The 18,327-nt window shown below is 63.6% G+C and carries 17 protein-coding genes and 1 tRNA gene; 9 read left to right on the top strand and 9 right to left on the bottom strand.

Annotated features, from left to right (window positions below):
• The 3 genes from araH to P3C39_RS17825 form a co-directional block, all read right to left on the bottom strand.
• Window positions 1-951: an L-arabinose ABC transporter permease AraH gene (gene araH / locus P3C39_RS17835; RefSeq protein WP_275954191.1), complete on the bottom strand. Its 951-nt coding sequence runs from the start codon at window positions 949-951 to the stop codon at window positions 1-3.
• Between the two features lie 11 nt (window positions 952-962).
• Entirely contained in the window at window positions 963-2,474 is a 1,512-nt protein-coding gene (araG, locus tag P3C39_RS17830; RefSeq protein ID WP_027164219.1) for an L-arabinose ABC transporter ATP-binding protein AraG, read from the bottom strand.
• Between the two features lie 70 nt (window positions 2,475-2,544).
• Complete coding sequence (locus tag P3C39_RS17825) at window positions 2,545-3,534, bottom strand: arabinose ABC transporter substrate-binding protein (RefSeq protein ID WP_024501894.1); 990 nt, start codon at window positions 3,532-3,534, stop codon at window positions 2,545-2,547.
• A 256-nt stretch (window positions 3,535-3,790) separates the two neighbouring features.
• Here P3C39_RS17825 and P3C39_RS17820 point away from each other — a divergent pair, with 256 nt between their 5' ends.
• Window positions 3,791-4,480, top strand: a complete 690-nt coding sequence (locus P3C39_RS17820) for a FadR/GntR family transcriptional regulator (protein ID WP_275954213.1) — start codon at window positions 3,791-3,793, stop codon at window positions 4,478-4,480.
• 8 nt (window positions 4,481-4,488) lie between these two features.
• Window positions 4,489-5,637, top strand: a complete 1,149-nt coding sequence (gene dgoD, locus P3C39_RS17815) for a galactonate dehydratase (protein WP_127368303.1) — start codon at window positions 4,489-4,491, stop codon at window positions 5,635-5,637.
• 192 nt (window positions 5,638-5,829) lie between these two features.
• Here the strand turns inward: dgoD and P3C39_RS17810 are convergent.
• Window positions 5,830-5,905 (bottom strand) — tRNA-Ala (locus P3C39_RS17810).
• 172 nt (window positions 5,906-6,077) lie between these two features.
• The gene (locus P3C39_RS17805) at window positions 6,078-6,467 is read right to left on the bottom strand and encodes a TIGR02300 family protein (protein WP_013528180.1); all 390 of its coding nucleotides are present in this window, start codon (window positions 6,465-6,467) and stop codon (window positions 6,078-6,080) included.
• Between the two features lie 206 nt (window positions 6,468-6,673).
• Between P3C39_RS17805 and aroA the strand changes: the two genes are divergently transcribed.
• The 3 genes from aroA (at window position 6,674) to rpsA (ending at window position 10,656) form a co-directional block, all read left to right on the top strand.
• Window positions 6,674-8,032 carry a 3-phosphoshikimate 1-carboxyvinyltransferase gene (gene aroA / locus P3C39_RS17800; protein WP_013528181.1) on the top strand — a complete coding sequence of 453 codons (1,359 nt, stop codon included), beginning with the start codon at window positions 6,674-6,676 and terminating at the stop codon, window positions 8,030-8,032.
• Window positions 8,033-8,099: 67 nt separating this feature from the next.
• On the top strand, window positions 8,100-8,744 hold the full coding sequence (cmk, locus tag P3C39_RS17795; protein WP_013528182.1) for a (d)CMP kinase: 645 nt from the start codon (window positions 8,100-8,102) through the stop codon (window positions 8,742-8,744).
• A 214-nt stretch (window positions 8,745-8,958) separates the two neighbouring features.
• Window positions 8,959-10,656 (top strand): 30S ribosomal protein S1, encoded by a 1,698-nt coding sequence (rpsA, locus tag P3C39_RS17790; RefSeq protein ID WP_013528183.1) that lies wholly within the window; start codon window positions 8,959-8,961, stop codon window positions 10,654-10,656.
• Window positions 10,657-10,753: 97 nt separating this feature from the next.
• Here rpsA and P3C39_RS17785 read toward each other — a convergent pair whose 3' ends face one another.
• The 4 genes from P3C39_RS17785 to P3C39_RS17770 form a co-directional block, all read right to left on the bottom strand.
• Window positions 10,754-11,461: an SDR family NAD(P)-dependent oxidoreductase gene (locus P3C39_RS17785; protein WP_063171055.1), complete on the bottom strand. Its 708-nt coding sequence runs from the start codon at window positions 11,459-11,461 to the stop codon at window positions 10,754-10,756.
• A gap of 169 nt (window positions 11,462-11,630) precedes the next feature.
• Entirely contained in the window at window positions 11,631-13,208 is a 1,578-nt protein-coding gene (locus tag P3C39_RS17780; protein WP_275954192.1) for a 5-guanidino-2-oxopentanoate decarboxylase, read from the bottom strand.
• Window positions 13,205-13,852, bottom strand: coding sequence for a TetR family transcriptional regulator C-terminal domain-containing protein (locus tag P3C39_RS17775; protein WP_032809890.1), 648 nt, complete (start codon window positions 13,850-13,852; stop codon window positions 13,205-13,207). The genes P3C39_RS17780 and P3C39_RS17775 overlap by 4 nt, the downstream gene beginning before the upstream one ends.
• On the bottom strand, window positions 13,849-14,721 hold the full coding sequence (locus P3C39_RS17770) for a dimethylarginine dimethylaminohydrolase family protein (protein WP_063171053.1): 873 nt from the start codon (window positions 14,719-14,721) through the stop codon (window positions 13,849-13,851). Before P3C39_RS17770 ends, P3C39_RS17775 begins: the two co-directional genes overlap by 4 nt.
• A 213-nt stretch (window positions 14,722-14,934) precedes the next feature.
• Here P3C39_RS17770 and P3C39_RS17765 point away from each other — a divergent pair, with 213 nt between their 5' ends.
• The 4 genes from P3C39_RS17765 (at window position 14,935) to P3C39_RS17750 (ending at window position 18,282) form a co-directional block, all read left to right on the top strand.
• Complete coding sequence (locus P3C39_RS17765) at window positions 14,935-15,750, top strand: ABC transporter ATP-binding protein (RefSeq protein WP_013528188.1); 816 nt, start codon at window positions 14,935-14,937, stop codon at window positions 15,748-15,750.
• Window positions 15,751-15,803: 53 nt separating this feature from the next.
• The gene (locus P3C39_RS17760; RefSeq protein ID WP_063169843.1) at window positions 15,804-16,604 is read left to right on the top strand and encodes a transporter substrate-binding domain-containing protein; all 801 of its coding nucleotides are present in this window, start codon (window positions 15,804-15,806) and stop codon (window positions 16,602-16,604) included.
• Window positions 16,605-16,759: 155 nt separating this feature from the next.
• Complete coding sequence (locus P3C39_RS17755; RefSeq protein ID WP_275954214.1) at window positions 16,760-17,473, top strand: ABC transporter permease; 714 nt, start codon at window positions 16,760-16,762, stop codon at window positions 17,471-17,473.
• Window positions 17,473-18,282 carry an ABC transporter permease gene (locus P3C39_RS17750; RefSeq protein WP_013528191.1) on the top strand — a complete coding sequence of 270 codons (810 nt, stop codon included), beginning with the start codon at window positions 17,473-17,475 and terminating at the stop codon, window positions 18,280-18,282. The genes P3C39_RS17755 and P3C39_RS17750 overlap by 1 nt, the downstream gene beginning before the upstream one ends.
• Window positions 18,283-18,327 lie beyond the last annotated feature (45 nt).

Raw genomic sequence — 18,327 nt, 5'->3', positions numbered from 1 at the left:
TCAACGCCGGCCCAAAGCCGACGAGCGCAGATTGTCGAGCAGCACGGCCAGCAGCAAAATAACGCCGCGCACGATGTACTGGTAAAAGGCCGGGATGTTGAGCAGGTTCATGGCGTTCTCGGCGATGCCCATGATCAGCACGCCGACGATGACGCCCGACATGGTGGCGCGGCCGCCGGCAAGCGAGACGCCGCCGAGCACGCAGGCCGAGATGACCGAGAGTTCCAGTCCGACCGCCGCGTTGGGCTGGCCCGAGGTGATGCGCGACGCCAGCAGGATGCCGGCGATGCCGCAGACGACGCCTTGCAGCGCAAAAATCCAGATGCGCGTCCGGTCGACATTGACGCCGGCAAGGCGCGAAGCCTCCGGATTGCCGCCGATGGCCAATGTGTTCTTGCCGAAGACGGTGCGGTTGAGGACGAAGCCGAAGATGAAAAACAGGATGGCGAGCACCCAGACCGGCGTCGGAATGCCGAGCAGTTTGGACAGCGCGAGCTGGTAGAAATCCGGGCTGTTGATGCCGACGGCGCGGCCGTCGGACGCAATCAGCGCAAACCCGCGCACGATCTGCATGGTGGCCAGCGTCGTGATCAGCGCGTTGATGCGGAATTTGGCGATGACGACGCCATTGATGAAGCCGACGAAGGCGCCGCTGGCAATTGCCGCCAAGAGGCCAAGCAGGATCGAGCCGGTGTAATTCGACGCCATCACAGCGACCATGCCGGCAAAGGCGACGATGGAGCCGACCGACAGGTCGAAGTCGCGTGCGGCAAGGCAGAACATCATGGTGCAGGCGACGATACCGACGGTGACCACCGACTGCAGCAGGCCGAGCATATTGCGGTCGGTGAGGAAATTCGGCACCAGAGCCGAGACCAGCGCGAAGGCGACGACAAAGATGACGACGAGGCCCTGTTTGCCGAGCAGGATTTTTTTCAACTGGTCGGTCATGCCAAAAGTCCTCAAGATGCGATCGCGTCGGGGGTTTTCTGATCGGGGAGAGCGGCGGCCAGGATCGCCCTTTCGGCGAACTGGTCGCGGGTGAGCTCGGCGCTGACGCGGCCGCCGCACATCACCAGAATGCGATCGCAGATGCCCATCACCTCCGGCAGTTCGGACGAGACGACAACGATCGCCATGCCGTCCTGCGCAAGCTGGTAGAGCAGTTCATAGATTTCCGATTTGGCACCGACGTCGATGCCGCGCGTCGGCTCGTCGACAATGAGAACCCGCACCCCTTGTTCGGACAGCCAGCGGCCAAGAATGACCTTCTGCTGGTTGCCGCCGGAGAGGTTGATGATGTCCTGCTTGCGCGACGGCGTGCGCACCTTGAGCTTCTTGATGAAGGTTTCGGCGGTGGCGATCTCGCTGGCGCGGTTCAACACGCCGAAGCGCGTGTGATGGCGCCGCGACGAGATGTTGATGTTCTCCTCGACCGAGCGGCCCTGGATGATGCCGTCATGCTTGCGATCCTCCGAACACAGCACGATGCCGGCCCGGATCGTACCACGCGGATCGGTGGCAGGGACCAGCTTGCCATCGACGGTGATGGTGCCGCCCGAGCGCGGATCGGCGCCATAGACCAGACGCATCAGTTCCGAGCGCCCGGCGCCGATCAGGCCGAAGAAGCCGACGATCTCGCCTGCCCTCGCCTCGAAACTGGCCGGCGTCTTCAGTTTGGGGCCGCTGAGAGCGTCGACCTTCAGGCGGACATCGCCCGTTTTTCGTGCGCGAAAACCCCAGATATCCGAAATCTCGCGGCCGACCATTTCGGCGACGACCTGGTCGCGGGTGACGCCTTTCAGCGACGCATGGTGCGCCGCCAGCTTGCCGTCGCGCAGCACGGTCAGGCTGTCGCAGAGCCGGAACACTTCGTCGAGCCTGTGCGAGACGTAGATGATGACCTTGCCCTCGCCGCGCAGGCGGTCGATCAGGGCAAACAGGATTTCGCTTTCGCGCGAGGACAGCGACGAGGTCGGTTCGTCCAGCGCGATAACGCGTGCGTCGAGCATGATCGCCTTGGCGATCTCGACCATCTGGCGTTCGCCGATGGACAGCGTCTTGACCTTGCGGCGCATGTCGATGTCGATGCCGGCCGATTTCAGCTTGGCGCCGACGTCGTCCAGCATCCGGCGGCCGGCGATGATGCCGGCGTTGGCAGGGAAACGACCGAGGCTGAGATTTTCGGCAACGGTGAGTTCAGGAACCAGCTGCAGTTCCTGATGAATGACGATGACGCCATTGTCGAAGGCATCCCGGGTCGACGTATAGGCCTGAACCCTGCCGTCGATGCGGATCTCGCCCTGATCGGCATGCTGGTCGCCGGACAGTATCTTGATCAGGGTGGATTTGCCGGCGCCGTTCTCGCCCATCAGCCCATGCACGGCGCCTTTGTCGACGCCGAACGAGACGTCCGACAGCGCCTTGACGCCCGGATAGGTCTTGGTGATGTGCGAGAAGTCGAGAAAGGACACGGGCAGCGATCCTCTTATGGAATGGCAAACAGGCGGCGGGATGAGCCGCCGCCTGTTTGTACAGGGAGGATTATTCGATGCCGAGGCCCTGGCGGACCTTCTGGTAGTCGTCGCGCTTGGCGAGTGCACCGGAAGTAAGGATCAGCTTCTCCGGCTCCTTGTTGCTGGCAACCCAGTCATACATGTTGAGCGCCGTTTCGTAGCCATGACGCTTCGGCGAGATGATCACGGTGCCGACGAAGCCGGTGGCCGTCGGCTTCTTGAACTCGTTGATCGCCGAATCCGCGCCGCCAATGCCAACGCCGATCACGCTATCAGCGGGGATGCCGACGCTTTCGGAGGCACGCACCGCACCCAGCACCGCTTCGTCGTTGAGGCCGAAAGAAACCCACTTCTTGATCTCGGCATGGGCGTTGAGCACGACGGTCGCCGCATTGAGGGCAGCTTCCGTATCGGTCTTGGCCTGAGGGGCGTCAAAAATGTTCTCGGCCTTGAAGCCGTTTGCCTTGAGCACCGAGATGGCGCCTTCGACGCGGTCGACGGCGGTCGGCAGTTGGTCGTAAGAGACGCGGATGGCGCCGACCTCGTCGGCCTTCCAGCCGCGCGCCTTCATCTCGTCGACGATCGCCTGGCCGACCGCCTCGCCGATCTTGGTTGCCGAGATGCCCATATGCGGCACGTCTTCCAGCGCCTTGCCGTCGGCGCCGACCAGGCGGTCATCGACAGTCATCAGCTTGAGATTGTTGGCGGCGGCCTTGGCGACGATGCCGGGGCCGAGCTTCACGTCGGGCGTGCAGACGATGAAACCCTGCGCGCCCTGGGCGCCGAGATTGTCGATGGCCGACATCAGCTTCTCACCGTCTTCGGCGCCGATCTTGACCAGGGTGAAGCCCTTTTCCTTGGCGGCCTGATCAGCGAACTTCCATTCGTCCTGGAACCACGGCTCCTCGGGCTGTTTGACGATGAAGCCGATTTTGGTGTCCTGAGCATATGCAGCGATGGTCGTGACGGACAGCACGGCAAGCGCGCCCGCGACGAGCGCGGTCTTCAAAAGTCGCATGATTACCTCCCAGCGATGACCGGGCGCTCAGCCCGGATGCCGGAGTCTCTAATCGCTTTTATCATACTCGTCAATTGATCTGGTATGATAATTAATGTACATGCTCTGACCAGCGATCGCTGGCGCAATTGATCCGCATCCGTTAAGGCCGGACCGGTTGTGCGAAACCAGCGGTTCGCCGCCTTGGAGGAGGGCTGAGGTGACCGGGACTTTGAAGAAACCGCAAGGCGACACAGCCACTCGCCGCCCGCGCGTCATGCCCGACGTGACCAAGGCGATTGCCTCGGACATCTTTTCCGGGCGCTATCCGGCCGGCTCCTCACTGCCGACCGAAAACGAGCTCGGCGTCGAATACAGCGTCAGCCGCACCGTCATCCGTGAGGCCCTGAAAGTGTTGGCGGCAAAAGGGCTGGTGCTGTCGCGGCCACGCGTCGGCACGATCGTCTGCAACGAGGACGACTGGAACATCATCGACCCGCAGGTGCTGGCCTGGCACGCGCCGCATGCACTGGACGACAAGCTCTTCGACGCCATTCTTGAGACTCGCCGGGCCATCGAGCCGCTGGTTGCCGAACTCGCCGCCAGGCGCGCGACGCTGCAGGAGATCGCCGATCTCGAAGCCACCTGGCGCGGCATGGCCGGCGCCGGCGAGGATCTCGCCGCCTTCTCGCGCAGCGACATCGCTTTCCACCAGATCGTCTATGCCGCGAGCCACAACCCGATCTTTCGCCAGATCGGTAATCTCATCGACACCGGGCTGAAATTCTCGCTGGAGGCGACGGCGGTGATTTCGCTCGACCGGCGCATGGAGGCCGTGGCGGCGCACCGCGAGGTGGTCGAGGCGCTGCGTATGCGCAATGCCGATGCCGCGCGTGGCGCGGCAAACAAGATCCTCGACCTCGCGGCGCGCGACCTCGTCAGCGCCAAGAAACTCAAGAGCAACTGAGACTGCGCATGAAAATCATCTCGCTCACCACCTACATCGTTCCGCCGCGCTGGCTGTTCCTGAAGATCGAAACCGATGCCGGCGTCACCGGCTGGGGCGAGCCGGTGGTCGAAGGCCGGGCGCTGACCGTCGAGGCGGCGGTCAAGGAGCTTGGCGATTATCTCATCGGCAAGGATCCGCGGCTGATCGAGGACCACTGGACGGTGATGCACCGCGGCGGTTTCTACCGCGGCGGCCCGATCCTGATGAGCGCCATTGCCGGCATCGACCAGGCACTGTGGGACATCAAGGGCAAGGCGCTCGGCGTGCCCGTGCACGAACTGCTCGGCGGCAAGCTGCGCGACTCGATCAAGGTCTATTCCTGGATCGGCGGCGACCGCCCGGCGGAGGTCGCGGCCGGCGCCAGGGAAATGGTTGCGCGCGGTTTCCTGGCGCTCAAGATGAACGGTACCGAAGAACTGCAGATCGTCGACAGCCATGACAAGATCGACGCCGCTGTCGAACGCGTCGCCATGGTGCGCGAGGCCGTCGGGCCCAACATCGGCATCGCTGTCGATTTTCATGGCCGCGTGCACCGGCCGATGGCGCGTGCGCTCGTCAAGGAACTCGAACCCTATAGGCTGATGTTCATCGAGGAGCCGGTGCTCAGCGAAAACCGCGAGGCGCTGAAGGAGATCGCCGCGCTTGGCTCGACACCGATCGCGCTCGGCGAGCGGCTCTATAGCCGCTGGGACTTCAAGTCCGTGTTCGAGGAAGGCGTCGTCGACATCATCCAGCCCGACCTGTCGCATGCCGGCGGCATCACAGAATGCCGCAAGATCGCGGCGATGGCGGAAGCCTATGATGTCGCGGTCGCGCCGCATTGCCCGCTCGGGCCGATCGCGCTTGCCTCGTGCCTGCAGCTCGACGCGGTCAGCTACAACTGCTTCATCCAGGAGCAGAGCCTCGGCATCCACTACAACGCCGCCAACGACCTGCTCGACTATGCCGCCAACAAGGATGTCTTCCGCTACGAGGATGGTTATGTCGCCATTCCCGACGGCCCGGGCCTGGGTGTCGAGATCGACGAGGATTATGTCAAGGAACGTGCCAGGGAAGGCCACCGCTGGCGCAACCCGGTCTGGCGCCACAAGGACGGTTCCTTCGCCGAGTGGTGATCGGGCTGGCTTTCAGACTCCAAGCACTCCAGGAATAGTGAAGACTTTGTCCGGCGAGCAGTTGCTCTCGAGAAATGGCTCGTTCGTTCGGTTTGATCGAGGGGCTTTCAGCGGCATTGCCTGAATTGACCATCAAACGCAGATGACCGCAGTGCGGCACATTCATCGGCTGCGAATTGCAGAGGGACTGTTTGGTGGAGCCAATCGGGATCGAACCGACGACCTCTTGAATGCCATTCAAGCGCTCTCCCAACTGAGCTATGGCCCCACTTCCGGCAGTCAACCGGCGCCGTTTCCGGCGAAGAGATCCGGCGCGGGTTGGAGACCGCGCCGTTAGTGCAGGCGGCTTCTAACCCCGCCCTTCTCAGATATCAAGCCTTCGAGAGTCGCTTTTTCTTCACAGTCCTCGAAAGCCCGCAAACGCCCGCTTTCAAGGCCGATCAGACCTCGTCGTCGTCGTCGCCGACGCCGATCATGTCGGCAACGTCGTCATCTTCTTCCTCTTCGTCGGCGAGGAAGGTGTCATCTTCGTCGTCGCCGAGATCAACGTCGTCCTCGTCGTCGCCAAGATCCGGCAGGTCGTCGCCCTTGACGTCCTCATCTGCCTCTTCGAGCGAGACGACCTCAACGCCTTCTTCTTCCTCGGCGTCCACTTCCTTCTCGGCCACTTCCTCTTCCTCCTCGAGAGCGGCAATCTTGCCTTCCTCGAAATAGGAACGCGGATAGGTCTTGCCGGTGTAGGGCGAGACGATCGGGTCCTTGTTCAGGTCGTAGAATTTTCGGCCCGTCTCCGGGTCGATACGTTTTGTGCCAAGTTCGGTTTTTGCCACGGCAAGCCTCGTCAATAAAAGAGTGGTCCCCTTAACCACAGTTTGCAGCGCTGTCAAAGCGAAAAGCCGGCGTCACAAAACCATGCATTGAAAGGCCTCGCGTGAAGTGACGACCATGGGGATGACCATTTCGGCCCACCGTGGTACGAGACCGCCGCAACAAATGAAAAGCGCCGGCCCGCCGGCATTCCGTCCAGGGAAATTCCATGTCTCACGCCGCCGCCCCCAAGCCGGCCACCGCCCGCCAATCCCCAGCCCTTTCCGGCATCGCGCGCGTGCCGGGTGATAAGTCGATCTCGCACCGTTCCTTCATGTTCGGCGGCCTCGCCTCCGGCGAGACCCGCATCACCGGCCTGCTCGAAGGCGAGGACGTGATGCGCACGGGCGCGGCCATGAAGGCAATGGGCGCGCATATCGAGAAGAACGGCGACGAGTGGGTGATCCGCGGCACCGGCAACGGCGCGCTGCTGCAGCCGGAAGGCCCGCTCGATTTCGGCAATGCCGGCACCGGCTCGCGGCTGACCATGGGCCTTGTCGGCACCTATGACATGGAGACGACCTTCATCGGCGATGCCTCGCTGTCGGGCCGGCCGATGGGCCGTGTGCTGGAACCCTTGCGCCAGATGGGCGTGCAGGTGCTGAAGGCGACGCCGGGCGACCGCATGCCGATCACACTGCATGGACCCAAGCATGCCGCACCGATCACCTATCGCGTGCCGATGGCCTCGGCGCAGGTGAAGTCCGCAGTGCTGCTCGCCGGCCTCAACACGCCCGGCATCACCACGGTGATCGAGCCGGTGATGACACGCGACCACACCGAAAAGATGCTGAAGGGGTTTGGCGCCAATCTGTCGGTCGAAACCGACGAGCGTGGCGTGCGCCACATCTTCATCGAAGGCCAGGGCAAGCTGACCGGCCAGACCATCGCCGTGCCGGGCGACCCGTCCTCGGCCGGCTTCCCGCTGGTGGCCGCCCTGATCGTGCCGGGTTCGGACATCACGATCGAAAACGTACTGATGAACCCGACCCGCACCGGCCTGCTTTTGACGCTGCAGGAGATGGGCGGCAACATCGACATCCTCAACCCGCGCAATGCCGGCGGCGAGGATGTCGCCGACCTGCGGGTACGTTACTCCGAGCTCAAGGGCGTCATCGTGCCGCCCGAGCGGGCGCCGTCCATGATCGACGAGTATCCGGTGCTGGCGGTCGCTGCGAGCTTCGCCGAGGGCGAAACGCTGATGCAGGGGCTGGAGGAGCTGCGGGTGAAGGAATCCGACCGGCTGTCGGCCGTCGCCAACGGGCTGACGCTCAACGGCGTCGACTGCACCGAGGGCGAAGCTTCGCTTGCCGTGCGCGGCAAACCGGGCGGCAAGGGCCTTGGCGGCCATCCCAACGGCAAGGACACCACCGTGCAGACCCATCTCGACCACCGCATCGCCATGAGCTTTCTGGTCATGGGGCTGGCGACGGAAAAGCCGGTGACCATTGACGACGCCGCCATGATCGCGACCAGCTTTCCGGAGTTCATGGGGCTGATGACGGCGCTGGGCGCGGAGATCGGGTGACGGTCGTGGCAACCAATAGCCTTGGTACGTTGGCAGGCCAGCGCCCAACCCTTTCGGCGGTCTGCCAATGACACACGTCTTCACCATCGCCATCGACGGCCCCGCCGGCGCCGGCAAGGGCACCCTCGCCCGCCGGCTGGCCGACCACTACCGCCTCAACCTGCTCGACACCGGCCTCACCTACCGTGCCGTGGCCTATGCGCTCATCCAGCACGCGCTGCCGCTCGACAATGTCTCGGCGGCTGAAACCGCTGCCCGCCAGGTCGATCTGGCAAAGCTCGACCGGACGGTCTTGTCGGCGCATGCGGTCGGCGAGGCGGCCTCCAAGGTCGCGGTGTACCCGACCGTGCGGCGCATCCTCGTCGAAAAGCAGCGCGACTTCGCCAAGACGCCGCCGGGTGCGGTGCTCGACGGGCGCGACATCGGCACCGTGGTGTGCCCCGACGCCGACATCAAACTCTATGTGACGGCGAGCGCCGAGGTGCGGGCACAGCGCCGGCTGGCCGAGATCGAGAGCATCGGCGGGACCGCTGATTTTACCGAGATCCTCGCCGATATCATGCGCCGCGACGAGCGCGACATGGGTCGAGCGGACTCACCTTTGAAGCCGGCCGCCGACGCGCACTTGCTTGATACCAGCGAAATGGCTATAGAAGCCGCGTTTCTTGCAGCCATGGCGATCATCGATGACGTCTTGGCCAAGAGAGACTAGGCCTGATCCGGGTTTTTCCCTCGTCTTTCCGTTGTCGGAGGCGAAGAAAATACCCATATCGGGCACGAACCAGCCTGCCAGCATTCTTCATGCGCCGGAATTGCCGCTTAAAGAGCGGCCCAGGGCTTTTGTAGCCCGGAACGCCGGCAGGCCAACGCAACGCTAACCCACGGCGCCCGTCCCGCTTGAGATGCGGGGCACTCCAGGAGAAACAATGTCAGCTGCAAATCCCACTCGCGATGATTTCGCGAGCCTGCTCGAAGAATCATTCACCACCGGTCACTCCGGCGAAGGCCAGGTCGTCAAGGGCACGATCACGGCGATCGAAAAGGACATGGCCATCATCGACGTCGGCCTCAAGGTCGAAGGCCGCGTGCCGCTGAAGGAATTCGGCGTCAAGGGCAAGGACACTACCCTCAAGGTTGGTGACACCGTCGAAGTCTATGTCGAGCGCATTGAAAACGCGCTTGGCGAAGCAATGCTTTCCCGTGAGAAGGCCCGTCGCGAAGAGAGCTGGGTCCGCCTCGAAGAGAAGTTCACCAAGGGTGAGCGCGTCGAAGGCGTTATCTTCAACCAGGTCAAGGGCGGCTTCACGGTCGACCTCGACGGCGCCGTGGCCTTCCTGCCGCGCAGCCAGGTCGATATCCGCCCGATCCGCGACGTCTCCCCGCTGATGCACAACCCGCAGCCCTTCGAGATCCTCAAGATGGATCGCCGCCGCGGCAACATCGTGGTGTCTCGCCGTACCGTGCTCGAAGAGAGCCGCGCCGAACAGCGTTCGGAAATCGTGCAGAACCTCGAAGAAGGCCAGGTTGTCGAAGGCGTCGTCAAGAACATCACCGATTACGGTGCGTTCGTCGACCTCGGCGGCATCGACGGCCTGCTGCATGTCACCGACATGGCATGGCGCCGCGTCAACCATCCGACCGAAATCCTCAACATCGGTCAGACGGTCAAGGTGCAGATCATCCGCATCAACCAGGAAACCCACCGTATCTCGCTCGGCATGAAGCAGCTCGAGAGCGATCCGTGGTCCGAGATCGGCACCAAGTTCCCGATCGGCAAGAAGATCAAGGGTACCGTCACCAACATCACCGACTACGGCGCGTTCGTCGAGCTGGAGCCGGGCATCGAGGGTCTCATCCACGTTTCGGAAATGTCGTGGACGAAGAAGAACGTGCATCCCGGCAAGATCCTGTCGACGACCCAGGAAGTCGACGTGGTGGTGCTCGAGGTCGATCCGGCCAAGCGCCGCATCTCGCTCGGCCTCAAGCAGACGCTCGAGAATCCGTGGCAGGCTTTCGCCTCGAGCCATCCGGTCGGCAGCCAGGTCGAGGGCGAGGTCAAGAACAAGACCGAGTTCGGCCTGTTCATCGGCCTCGAAGGCGACGTGGACGGCATGGTGCACCTTTCCGACCTCGACTGGACCCGTCCGGGCGAGCAGGTCATCGAAGAGTACAATCGCGGCGACATGGTCAAGGCGCAGGTGCTCGACGTCGACATCGACAAGGAGCGCATCTCGCTCGGCATCAAGCAGCTGGCCAAGGATACGGTCGGCGAAGCGGCGACTTCAGGCGAACTGCGCAAGAACGCGGTCGTCACCTGCGAAGTCATCGGCGTCAAGGATGGCGGTCTGGAAGTGCGGCTGGTCGACAGCGGCATCGAAACCTTCATCAAGCGCTCCGACCTGAGCCGTGACCGCGACGAACAGCGCCCCGAGCGCTTCACCGTCGGCCAGAAGGTCGATGCCCGCGTCATCGCCTTCGACAAGAAGACCCGCAAGCTGCAGGTCTCGATCAAGGCGCTGGAAATCGCCGAAGAGAAGGAAGCGGTCGCTCAGTACGGCTCGACCGACTCCGGCGCTTCGCTGGGCGACATCCTGGGTGCCGCGCTGAAGAAGCAGGGCAGCTAAGTCTTCGCACCGCGAAGCCTTCGCACAGGCTCCAAAACAAAACCCCGCCGGAGCGATCCGGCGGGGTTTTTCTTTGACCTAGGTAAAGGTTGGAAAGTTACGCCCTGCCGTAAAGCGGCACCAGCGTGCCGCTCATCGCCTGATTGGCCGGCGAGGCGAGATAGGCGATGGCCTCGGCGGCGGCTTCGAGGCTGACCCATCTTGTGACATCGGCATCCGGCATATCGGCGCGGTTTGCCGGCGTATCTAGCGTCGACGGCGCCACGGCATTGACCAGGATGCCCTTGTGCTTCAGCTCTTCGGCCATCGCCACCGTCATGGCTGCCACCGCCGCCTTGCTGGCGGCGTAAGCGACCATGCCGGCGCCGCGCCGCGGATCGAGCCCGGCGCGCGCGGTGACGTTGACGATGCGGCCCGCCGTGTCCGACGACAGCATCGAGCGGATCGCGGCGCGGCAGCACAGGAAGGCGGTGCGCGCATTGGTGTCCATCATCTCGGCAAAGGACGCCGACTCGATCTTTTCAACAGGCGCCGAGGTGAAGCCGCCAGCCAGATGGATCGAGCCCCAAAGGCCCGGAACCTGGCTATAGAACGCTTCGACCTTCGCGGGGTCCGAGAGATCGACGTTGTGCACCAACTGGACACGGTCATGCGAGGTAAAGGGGAAATGCGTAGGGGCGGCAGCATGAGCATTGGGCACATGGCAGATCGCGCCGTCGCTCAGCAGTTTGCCGACAACCGCACCGCCGAGCGCACCGGTCCCACCAGTCACGACGATATGCTTGCCTTCAAGTGTTTCCGTCATCTTGGACGCTCCTGTCATTTTTTTATCGTTAGGTCGTTTCTGTGCCGCCGACGCGAAGCGTCGCGCCTTTTGCGCCATCACTCAATTGACATCTCGACATGGCAGTTGTCGCGTCTTTGCATGCGTCCGACACTTCAGCCGTGGCCCGCCAAAACGGGAAACCCGCGCTTCAGTCAACTGTGATTTCGATGACGCGCGGCAGTCCGGTGGCCCGGGCGCGCTTCAGCGCGTCCGCGAGAGCATCGATATCGGCAAGCCGTTCGGCGCCGATGCCATAGGCCTCGGCCAGCTTGCAGAAATCCGGCGGCGCCGGCGATACGCCGACCGGCTCGACGCCGACATCGAGCATCGAGGTTTCGATCTCGCGGTAGCCTCTGTTGTTCCAGACGACGAAGATGACCGGTACCCGCGCGTCGAGCGCGGCGCCCAGTTCCGGCAGCGTGAACTGGAAGCCGCCGTCACCCGTGAGGCAGACGACCGGCGCATCGGGTATCGCAAAGGCCGCGCCAATTGCGGCCGGCGGGCCGTAGCCAAGCGCGCCGAAGCCGGTGGCGGCATTGAACCAACCGCCTGGCCGATCATGGTCGTAATAGAGGTTGGCCGCATAGATTGGCTGCGTCGAATCGCCGACGATGAGCGCGCCCGGCAAAGCGTCGCGGATCATCTCGACGGCGCGCACCTGCCCCTGCAGTGTCGGATTGAGCTCGGCAAAGGCTGCTTTGCGTGTAGTAGCGGCGCGCGACGAACCGCCCTCGCTTGCCCGGACATGGCGGGTTTCCAGAAGCAGTGCTTCGAGCGCCTCGGCGCAATCGGCCTGGATCGAAACCGTCGCCGGGCGGCGGGCAAGCTGGTCCGCGCCGATATCGATGCGGATCAGGTTGGCGGGCAGGACGAAGCCGCCATCGCTGTAGCCGTCATAGTCGGTCGGGCCGAATTCGGTGCCGGCGGCAATGACCAGGTCGGCGTCGGCCATCAGCGCCCGTACTGTCTTCAGGCTGGGACTGGCCGGCACGCAAAGCGGATGACCATGCAGCAGGCCGCGCGCATTGGTGGTCTGGACGACCGGCGCCCCCAGCCGTTCGGCCAGACGCCGCAGTGGCGCTTCGGCGCGTTTGGCGCCGCCGCCGACCAGGATCAGCGGGCGGCGCGCTGCACTGATGAGTTTGGCCGCGTTGGCAATTGCGACACCTTCCGGCACGGGCGGCGTCACATTGCTCAGCATGGCAGCGATGCCATCCGCCGGCTTGACCATGACGTCGGTCGGGATCTCGATATGTACCGGGCCGGGCCGGGCCGATGAAAACAGGGCGAAGGCCTGCGCCAGCGCGCCGGGCAATTCGCCAGCCTCGGTAACGCGCTGCGAAAACAGCGCCACCTTCTCCATTATGCCGCGCTGATCCGGCAATTCGTGCAGATGGCCCAGCCCCTTGCCCAGCGTCGGCGTGGCGTTGACGCCTGAGATCACCAGCATCGGCACCGAATCGGCGCGTGCCTGCCCCATGGCGGTGATGGTGTTGGTCAGCCCCGGTCCGGTGATGACGAAGGCGACGCCCGGTCTGCCGCTGGCGCGTGCGTAGCCATCGGCCATGAAGCCGGCGCCCTGTTCATGGCGCGGTGTGACGTGGCGGATCTTGGAGCGCGCTAGCCCGCGGTAGAGTTCTACCGTGTGGACGCCGGGAATCCCGAAGACCGTGTCGACGCCATGGGCTTCGAGCAGCGAAATGAGCGCTTCGCCGAGTGTCGTCATTGGTTTTCCTCCCCTTCCGGCGCGAGGCCTAGTTCGGCCTCGACGGCCTTGATGCCGATCGCCGCCAATTCGCCGGGCGAGAACATCTCGCCGGCCAGGCAGCCTTCGATCCAGAGTCCGTCGATGATCGCATTAATCGCGATGGCATGGTGGCGCAATTGGCTTGCGTCCGATTTGCGCCGTTCGGCGGCGAGCACCTCGGCCACAACCGCTTCCACCTCATTGCGAAAACCAAGGTAGCCTTCGCGGTGGGCGTGGGCCAAGGTCGGATCCGCTCTGGCGCGGCCGATGAAGGTTGCCCAGAGCGAAAACACCCGCGCGTCGATAATCGGCGCATTGAGGTTGGCGGTGACGAAAGCCGCAAGGCGCTGGCGAGGCGAGGCATTCTCCATGACCAAAGCCGCTTTCGCCTGCTCGGTCATGCGGCCCATCAGCGCTGCATAGGCTTCCTGCAGCAATTCTTCCTTGCCGGGAAAATAGTGCCGGATCAGCCCGGCGGTGACGCCGGCACGCAATGCGATGGTGCGCAAGGTGGCGCCCTGCAGGCCATGTTCCGCCACGCTGTCCAGAGTGGCCTCGATCAGATCCTGCCGCCGCCGCTCCTCGCCCTCGCGACGGAACCTGCGGCGGGATGGCATATTCATTGGCGCAGGATCGGTCGCGTCAGGCATGTCGGCCCGCCCTCGCAGGCGATGCAGAGCGCATCCGCCTCGAAGATTTCGACCGTGCAGCCGGCGGCTTCCATCGCGGCTTTGGTCTTTGGAAAGCCCGCGACGGCAATGATCTTGTGTGGGCTGGTCGGCAGCACGTTCAGGCTAAGGCCGTTGGAAGCCGCGAACTCTTCGGCGTCGCCTTCGACCAGCCGGATGTTACGCGCCTTCAGCATCTGATAGAATGGGGCCGGCAAAAGCGGTGAATGGACCAGTGCGAGGTCGTCGGCCAGCGGGCTGATCACCGACATCAGATGCAGGCACGCTTCTTCGCCTTGCCACAGCGGAAGATCAAAGCCGTAGACGGAAACGCCCAGCGGCGTCAGCAGGTTGGAAACCTGCTGGATGCCTTCCTGGTTGGAGCGGACACCGCGCCCGATCACCAGCGTACGGGCATCGAGCCATACGCAATCACCGCCTTCGACCTGGCCAGGAACCTCGACGCGGCCCAGGATTGGAATGCCCAGCCTTCGGTACGTTTCCTCATGCAGCGAGGGCTCCCTGGCGCGCAACGGCTTGCCCATGGACAGAATCAGCGCGCCGCGATCGGTCATCAGCGACGGGTCGTGCGTGAACACCGAGTCCGAAAGTCCATCCGCCGTGTCCTCGATCCATTCGATTTCGGCACCGGAAGCCGCCACCAGTTCAGCAAGGAGCGCGTGCTGCGATGCCGCTTTCGCCGGATTGAATCCCGGGCCATAGTGCCAGGCAACCCTGTCGGCATTGCGCATGGCGTTGGCCGCCGACCGCATCAGCACGCGGCGCAGCGGCGCCGCCATGGACTGTGATCCGAAAGCGCTCATCGAAGTCCTTTTTCGCTGAAAAAAATCGAGAAAATTTCATGGAAGGCTATTTATACACTTGCACAACAAGCTCGCAAGTGCCGTAATAAGCAGGATTGACGGGCTCTCGCCGTTGGGTCCATGCTGAAGTCTGGAGCGGGGCAGTACAGCGTATATGTTAATTAGCCGGATACACGTTCGACGAACCGCAGCCGACCCGATAGAGGTCACCCGGTGAGCGTGGTGGAAGCTGCCGCAGTCCGATCCGGCAAGGCGCAGGACGGCGCCGCCGAAGCCATCCATGTCGAGAACCTGCACAAGAAGTTCGGTGAGCTGCATGTGCTGAAGGGCGTCTCGCTGTCGGCGCGCGACGGCGAGGTCATCGCCATCATCGGCGGCTCGGGCTCCGGCAAATCGACCCTGCTGCGCTGCATCAACTGCCTGGAAAACCCGACCAGCGGCATCATTCGCGTCAATGGCGAGGAGATCAAACTCAAGGCCGACAGCCACGGCCACACCATTCCGGCCGACCGCAAGCAGATCGAGCGCATCCGCTCCAAGCTCGGCATGGTGTTCCAAAACTTCAACCTGTGGAGCCACATGACGCTGATCGAAAACGTCATCGAGGTTCCGGTGCATGTGCTTGGCGTCAAGCGCGATGTGGCGATCGGCGAGGCCGAGAAGCTGCTCGCCCGTGTCGGTCTGGCTGAAAAGCGCGACGTCTATCCGGCCTATCTGTCGGGCGGCCAGCAGCAGCGCGCCGCGATCGCCCGGGCGCTGGCCATCAATCCGCGCGTCATGCTGTTCGACGAGCCCACCTCCGCGCTCGATCCCGAACTGGTCGGCGAGGTGCTGAAGGTGATCGGCGACCTAGCGCGCGAAGGCCGCACCATGGTGCTGGTCACCCACGAGATGAAGTTCGCCCGCGAGGTCGCGACCCATGTCGTCTACCTCTACAACGGGCTGGTCGAGGAAGAAGGGCCGCCGGAGCAGATCTTCGGCGCACCGAAATCCGAAAGGCTGAAGCAGTTCATCCGCAACATCGGCTAGGCAAGCCGGGACGGAAGAAAACCGGGAACCAACAACAAACTGGGAGTCATGAAATGAAGACCGTTCTGAAGACATTTGCCGCAGCGCTGCTGCTCGGCGTCGCCGCCATGGGCGTGGCCAAGGCCGATCCGGTCAAGATCGGCGTCGCCGCCGAGCCTTATCCGCCCTTCACCTCGCCCGATGCTTCGGGCAAATGGATCGGCTGGGAGATCGACTTCATCGACGCCGTCTGCGCCGAGGAGAAGCTCGATTGCGTCATCACCCCGGTTGCCTGGGACGGCATCATCCCGGCTCTGACGACCAAGAAGATCGACCTCATCGTCTCCTCGATGTCGATCACCGCCGAACGCGCGAAGACGATCGATTTCTCGGACAAGTACTATAACACGCCGACCGCGATCATCGGCCCGAAGGACCAGAAATTCGGCTCCGCTCCGGACGACCTCAAGGGCAAGATCGTCGGCGTGCAAGTGTCGACGGTGCACGCTGTCTACGCCAAGAAGCACTTTGGCAGCACAGCCTCCGAGATCAAGGAATACCAGACCCAGGACGAGGCCAACAACGATCTGGCCGCCGGCCGTCTCGACGCGGTGCAGGCCGATTCCATCGCGCTTGGCGAATTCCTCAAATCCGACCAGGGCAAAGCCTGCTGCGACCTGAAGGGCATGGTCGCTCCCGATGACGAAGTGCTCGGACCGGGCGTCGGCGCCGGCGTGCGCAAGGAAGACACCGACCTGAAGGGCAAAATCAACGCCGGCATCAAGGCGATCCGCGCCAACGGCAAATATGACGAGATCTCGAAGAAATACTTCGATTTCGACATTTACGGCGGCGGCGGCGCGCAGTCGAACTGACGATCCTCGTATGAGCTGTGGGGTGTGGCGTCGCGCCATGCCCCACCTGCTCGATCTTTCCCAGGCATGTTTGCCGCCCACGCAGCCGTCGGCGGTTAGTCAGCACTTCGGGGGCGACGCTGATCGACGCACTTCTTTCGGCCTCCGCGGCCGGCATCACCGAGCTTCTCTCGCCCTACCCGCCAGGCTGGGGCGGGGCGCTTCTGGTTGGGCTGCTGCATTCGATCGAGATCGCGCTGGGCGCCACGTGCCTCGGCCTTCTGATCGGCACCGGCGGCGCCTATGGCAAGCTTTATGGCGGGCCGGTGGTGCGCGATCTCCTGGCGGTTTACACCACCATCGTGCGCGCCGTGCCCGAACTGGTGCTGATCCTGCTGCTCTATTACGCCGGCACCGACCTGATCAATCAGGCGCTGACGGCCATGGGTTATCAGCGCGTCGACGTGAGCGGCCTTGCCGCCGGCATCGCCGTGCTCGGCTTCGTCCAGGGCGCCTATTCGACAGAGGTGATACGCGGCGCGATCCTGGCCATTCCGCAGGGCCAGATCGAAGCCGCCCGCGCCTATGGAATGTCTCCGGGCCTGATGTTGCGGCGCATCACCTTGCCGTCAATGCTGCCCTTCGCTATTCCGGGCCTCGCCAATCTCTGGCTGATCGCCACCAAGGACACCGCGCTATTGGCTGTTGTCGGCTTCTACGAGCTGGCGCTGGCAACGCGGCAGGCAGCGGGCGTCACCAAGGCCTATTTCACCTTCTTTTTCGCGGCGGGCGTGCTCTATCTGCTTTTGTCGCTGTTTTCCAACCTCGTTATCGGCCGGGTCGAGACCTGGTCGCGGCGCGGCATGCCTTCGCTCAAGGGGGCGCGCTGATGGCCAACGAGGCGACCATCATCGACGTCGTCGCGCGAACGTCGCTGTGGCTGCAGCCGCACCGCATCGTGCTGATCCTGATCGCGCTCGGCCTGGTTCTGTCGGCCGCCTTTTTCATGCGCTGGGACTGGCTGCCGCAATATTATGAAATGGGCTTGATCGGCCTCTGGCGCTCGCTGTGGATCCTGGCCGTCACCTGCGTGCTGGGCTTCCTGCTGGCCGTCCCGCTTGGCCTGGCGCAGGCTGCCGGCTCGTTCTGGTTCGCCGCACCCGCCAAGGTGTTCTGCACGGTGATCCGGGGCACGCCGCTGCTGATCCAGCTCTGGCTGCTCTATTACGGCCTGGGTTCGCTGTTCCCGCAATATCCGTGGATCCGCGAATCCTGGATGTGGCCATATCTGCGGCAAGCCTGGCCCTATGGCGTGCTGGCGCTGACCCTGTCGTTCGCCGGTTATGAGGGCGAGGTGATGCGCGGCGCCTTCGCCGGCGTGCCCAAGGGGCAACTCGAAGCCGCCCGCGCCTTCGGCATGAGCCGCTGGAAGGCGTTCCGGCGGATCTGGCTGCCGCAAGCCATCTACCGGGCGCTGCCGACGCTGACCGGCGAGACCGTGCTGCAATTGAAGTCGACGCCGCTGGTGGCAACGATCAGCGTCATCGACATCTTCGCCGTTTCGTCCAAAGTACGGCAGGACACCTACCTCACCTACGAGCCCTTGCTGCTGCTGGCGCTGATCTACATGACGATAACCGGCATTCTGGTCTTCGCCTTCAGCAGGATAGAGGCCAGGATCCCGAACAAGATTGGTTAGAGGGGAGTAGGGGAGTAGGGGAGTAGGGGAGTAGGGGAGTAGGGG

This window comes from Mesorhizobium sp. XAP4, from assembly GCF_029269325.1.
Classification (GTDB): Bacteria; Pseudomonadota; Alphaproteobacteria; order Rhizobiales; family Rhizobiaceae; genus Mesorhizobium; species Mesorhizobium ciceri.
Note: the sequence above shows the minus strand (reverse complement) of the source record. Positions and strands in the feature narration are given on the sequence as shown.

Coding starts and splice junctions, on each gene's coding strand:
- araH (WP_275954191.1), bottom strand. CDS start 951: ATGACCGACCAGTTGAAAAAAATCCTGCTCGGCAAACAGGGCCTCGTC.
- P3C39_RS17825 (WP_024501894.1), bottom strand. CDS start 3,534: ATGCGACTTTTGAAGACCGCGCTCGTCGCGGGCGCGCTTGCCGTGCTG.
- P3C39_RS17820 (WP_275954213.1), top strand. CDS start 3,791: ATGCCCGACGTGACCAAGGCGATTGCCTCGGACATCTTTTCCGGGCGC.
- dgoD (WP_127368303.1), top strand. CDS start 4,489: ATGAAAATCATCTCGCTCACCACCTACATCGTTCCGCCGCGCTGGCTG.
- aroA (WP_013528181.1), top strand. CDS start 6,674: ATGTCTCACGCCGCCGCCCCCAAGCCGGCCACCGCCCGCCAATCCCCA.
- cmk (WP_013528182.1), top strand. CDS start 8,100: ATGACACACGTCTTCACCATCGCCATCGACGGCCCCGCCGGCGCCGGC.
- rpsA (WP_013528183.1), top strand. CDS start 8,959: ATGTCAGCTGCAAATCCCACTCGCGATGATTTCGCGAGCCTGCTCGAA.
- P3C39_RS17785 (WP_063171055.1), bottom strand. CDS start 11,461: ATGACGGAAACACTTGAAGGCAAGCATATCGTCGTGACTGGTGGGACC.
- P3C39_RS17780 (WP_275954192.1), bottom strand. CDS start 13,208: ATGACGACACTCGGCGAAGCGCTCATTTCGCTGCTCGAAGCCCATGGC.
- P3C39_RS17775 (WP_032809890.1), bottom strand. CDS start 13,852: ATGAATATGCCATCCCGCCGCAGGTTCCGTCGCGAGGGCGAGGAGCGG.
- P3C39_RS17770 (WP_063171053.1), bottom strand. CDS start 14,721: ATGAGCGCTTTCGGATCACAGTCCATGGCGGCGCCGCTGCGCCGCGTG.
- P3C39_RS17760 (WP_063169843.1), top strand. CDS start 15,804: ATGAAGACCGTTCTGAAGACATTTGCCGCAGCGCTGCTGCTCGGCGTC.
- P3C39_RS17750 (WP_013528191.1), top strand. CDS start 17,473: ATGGCCAACGAGGCGACCATCATCGACGTCGTCGCGCGAACGTCGCTG.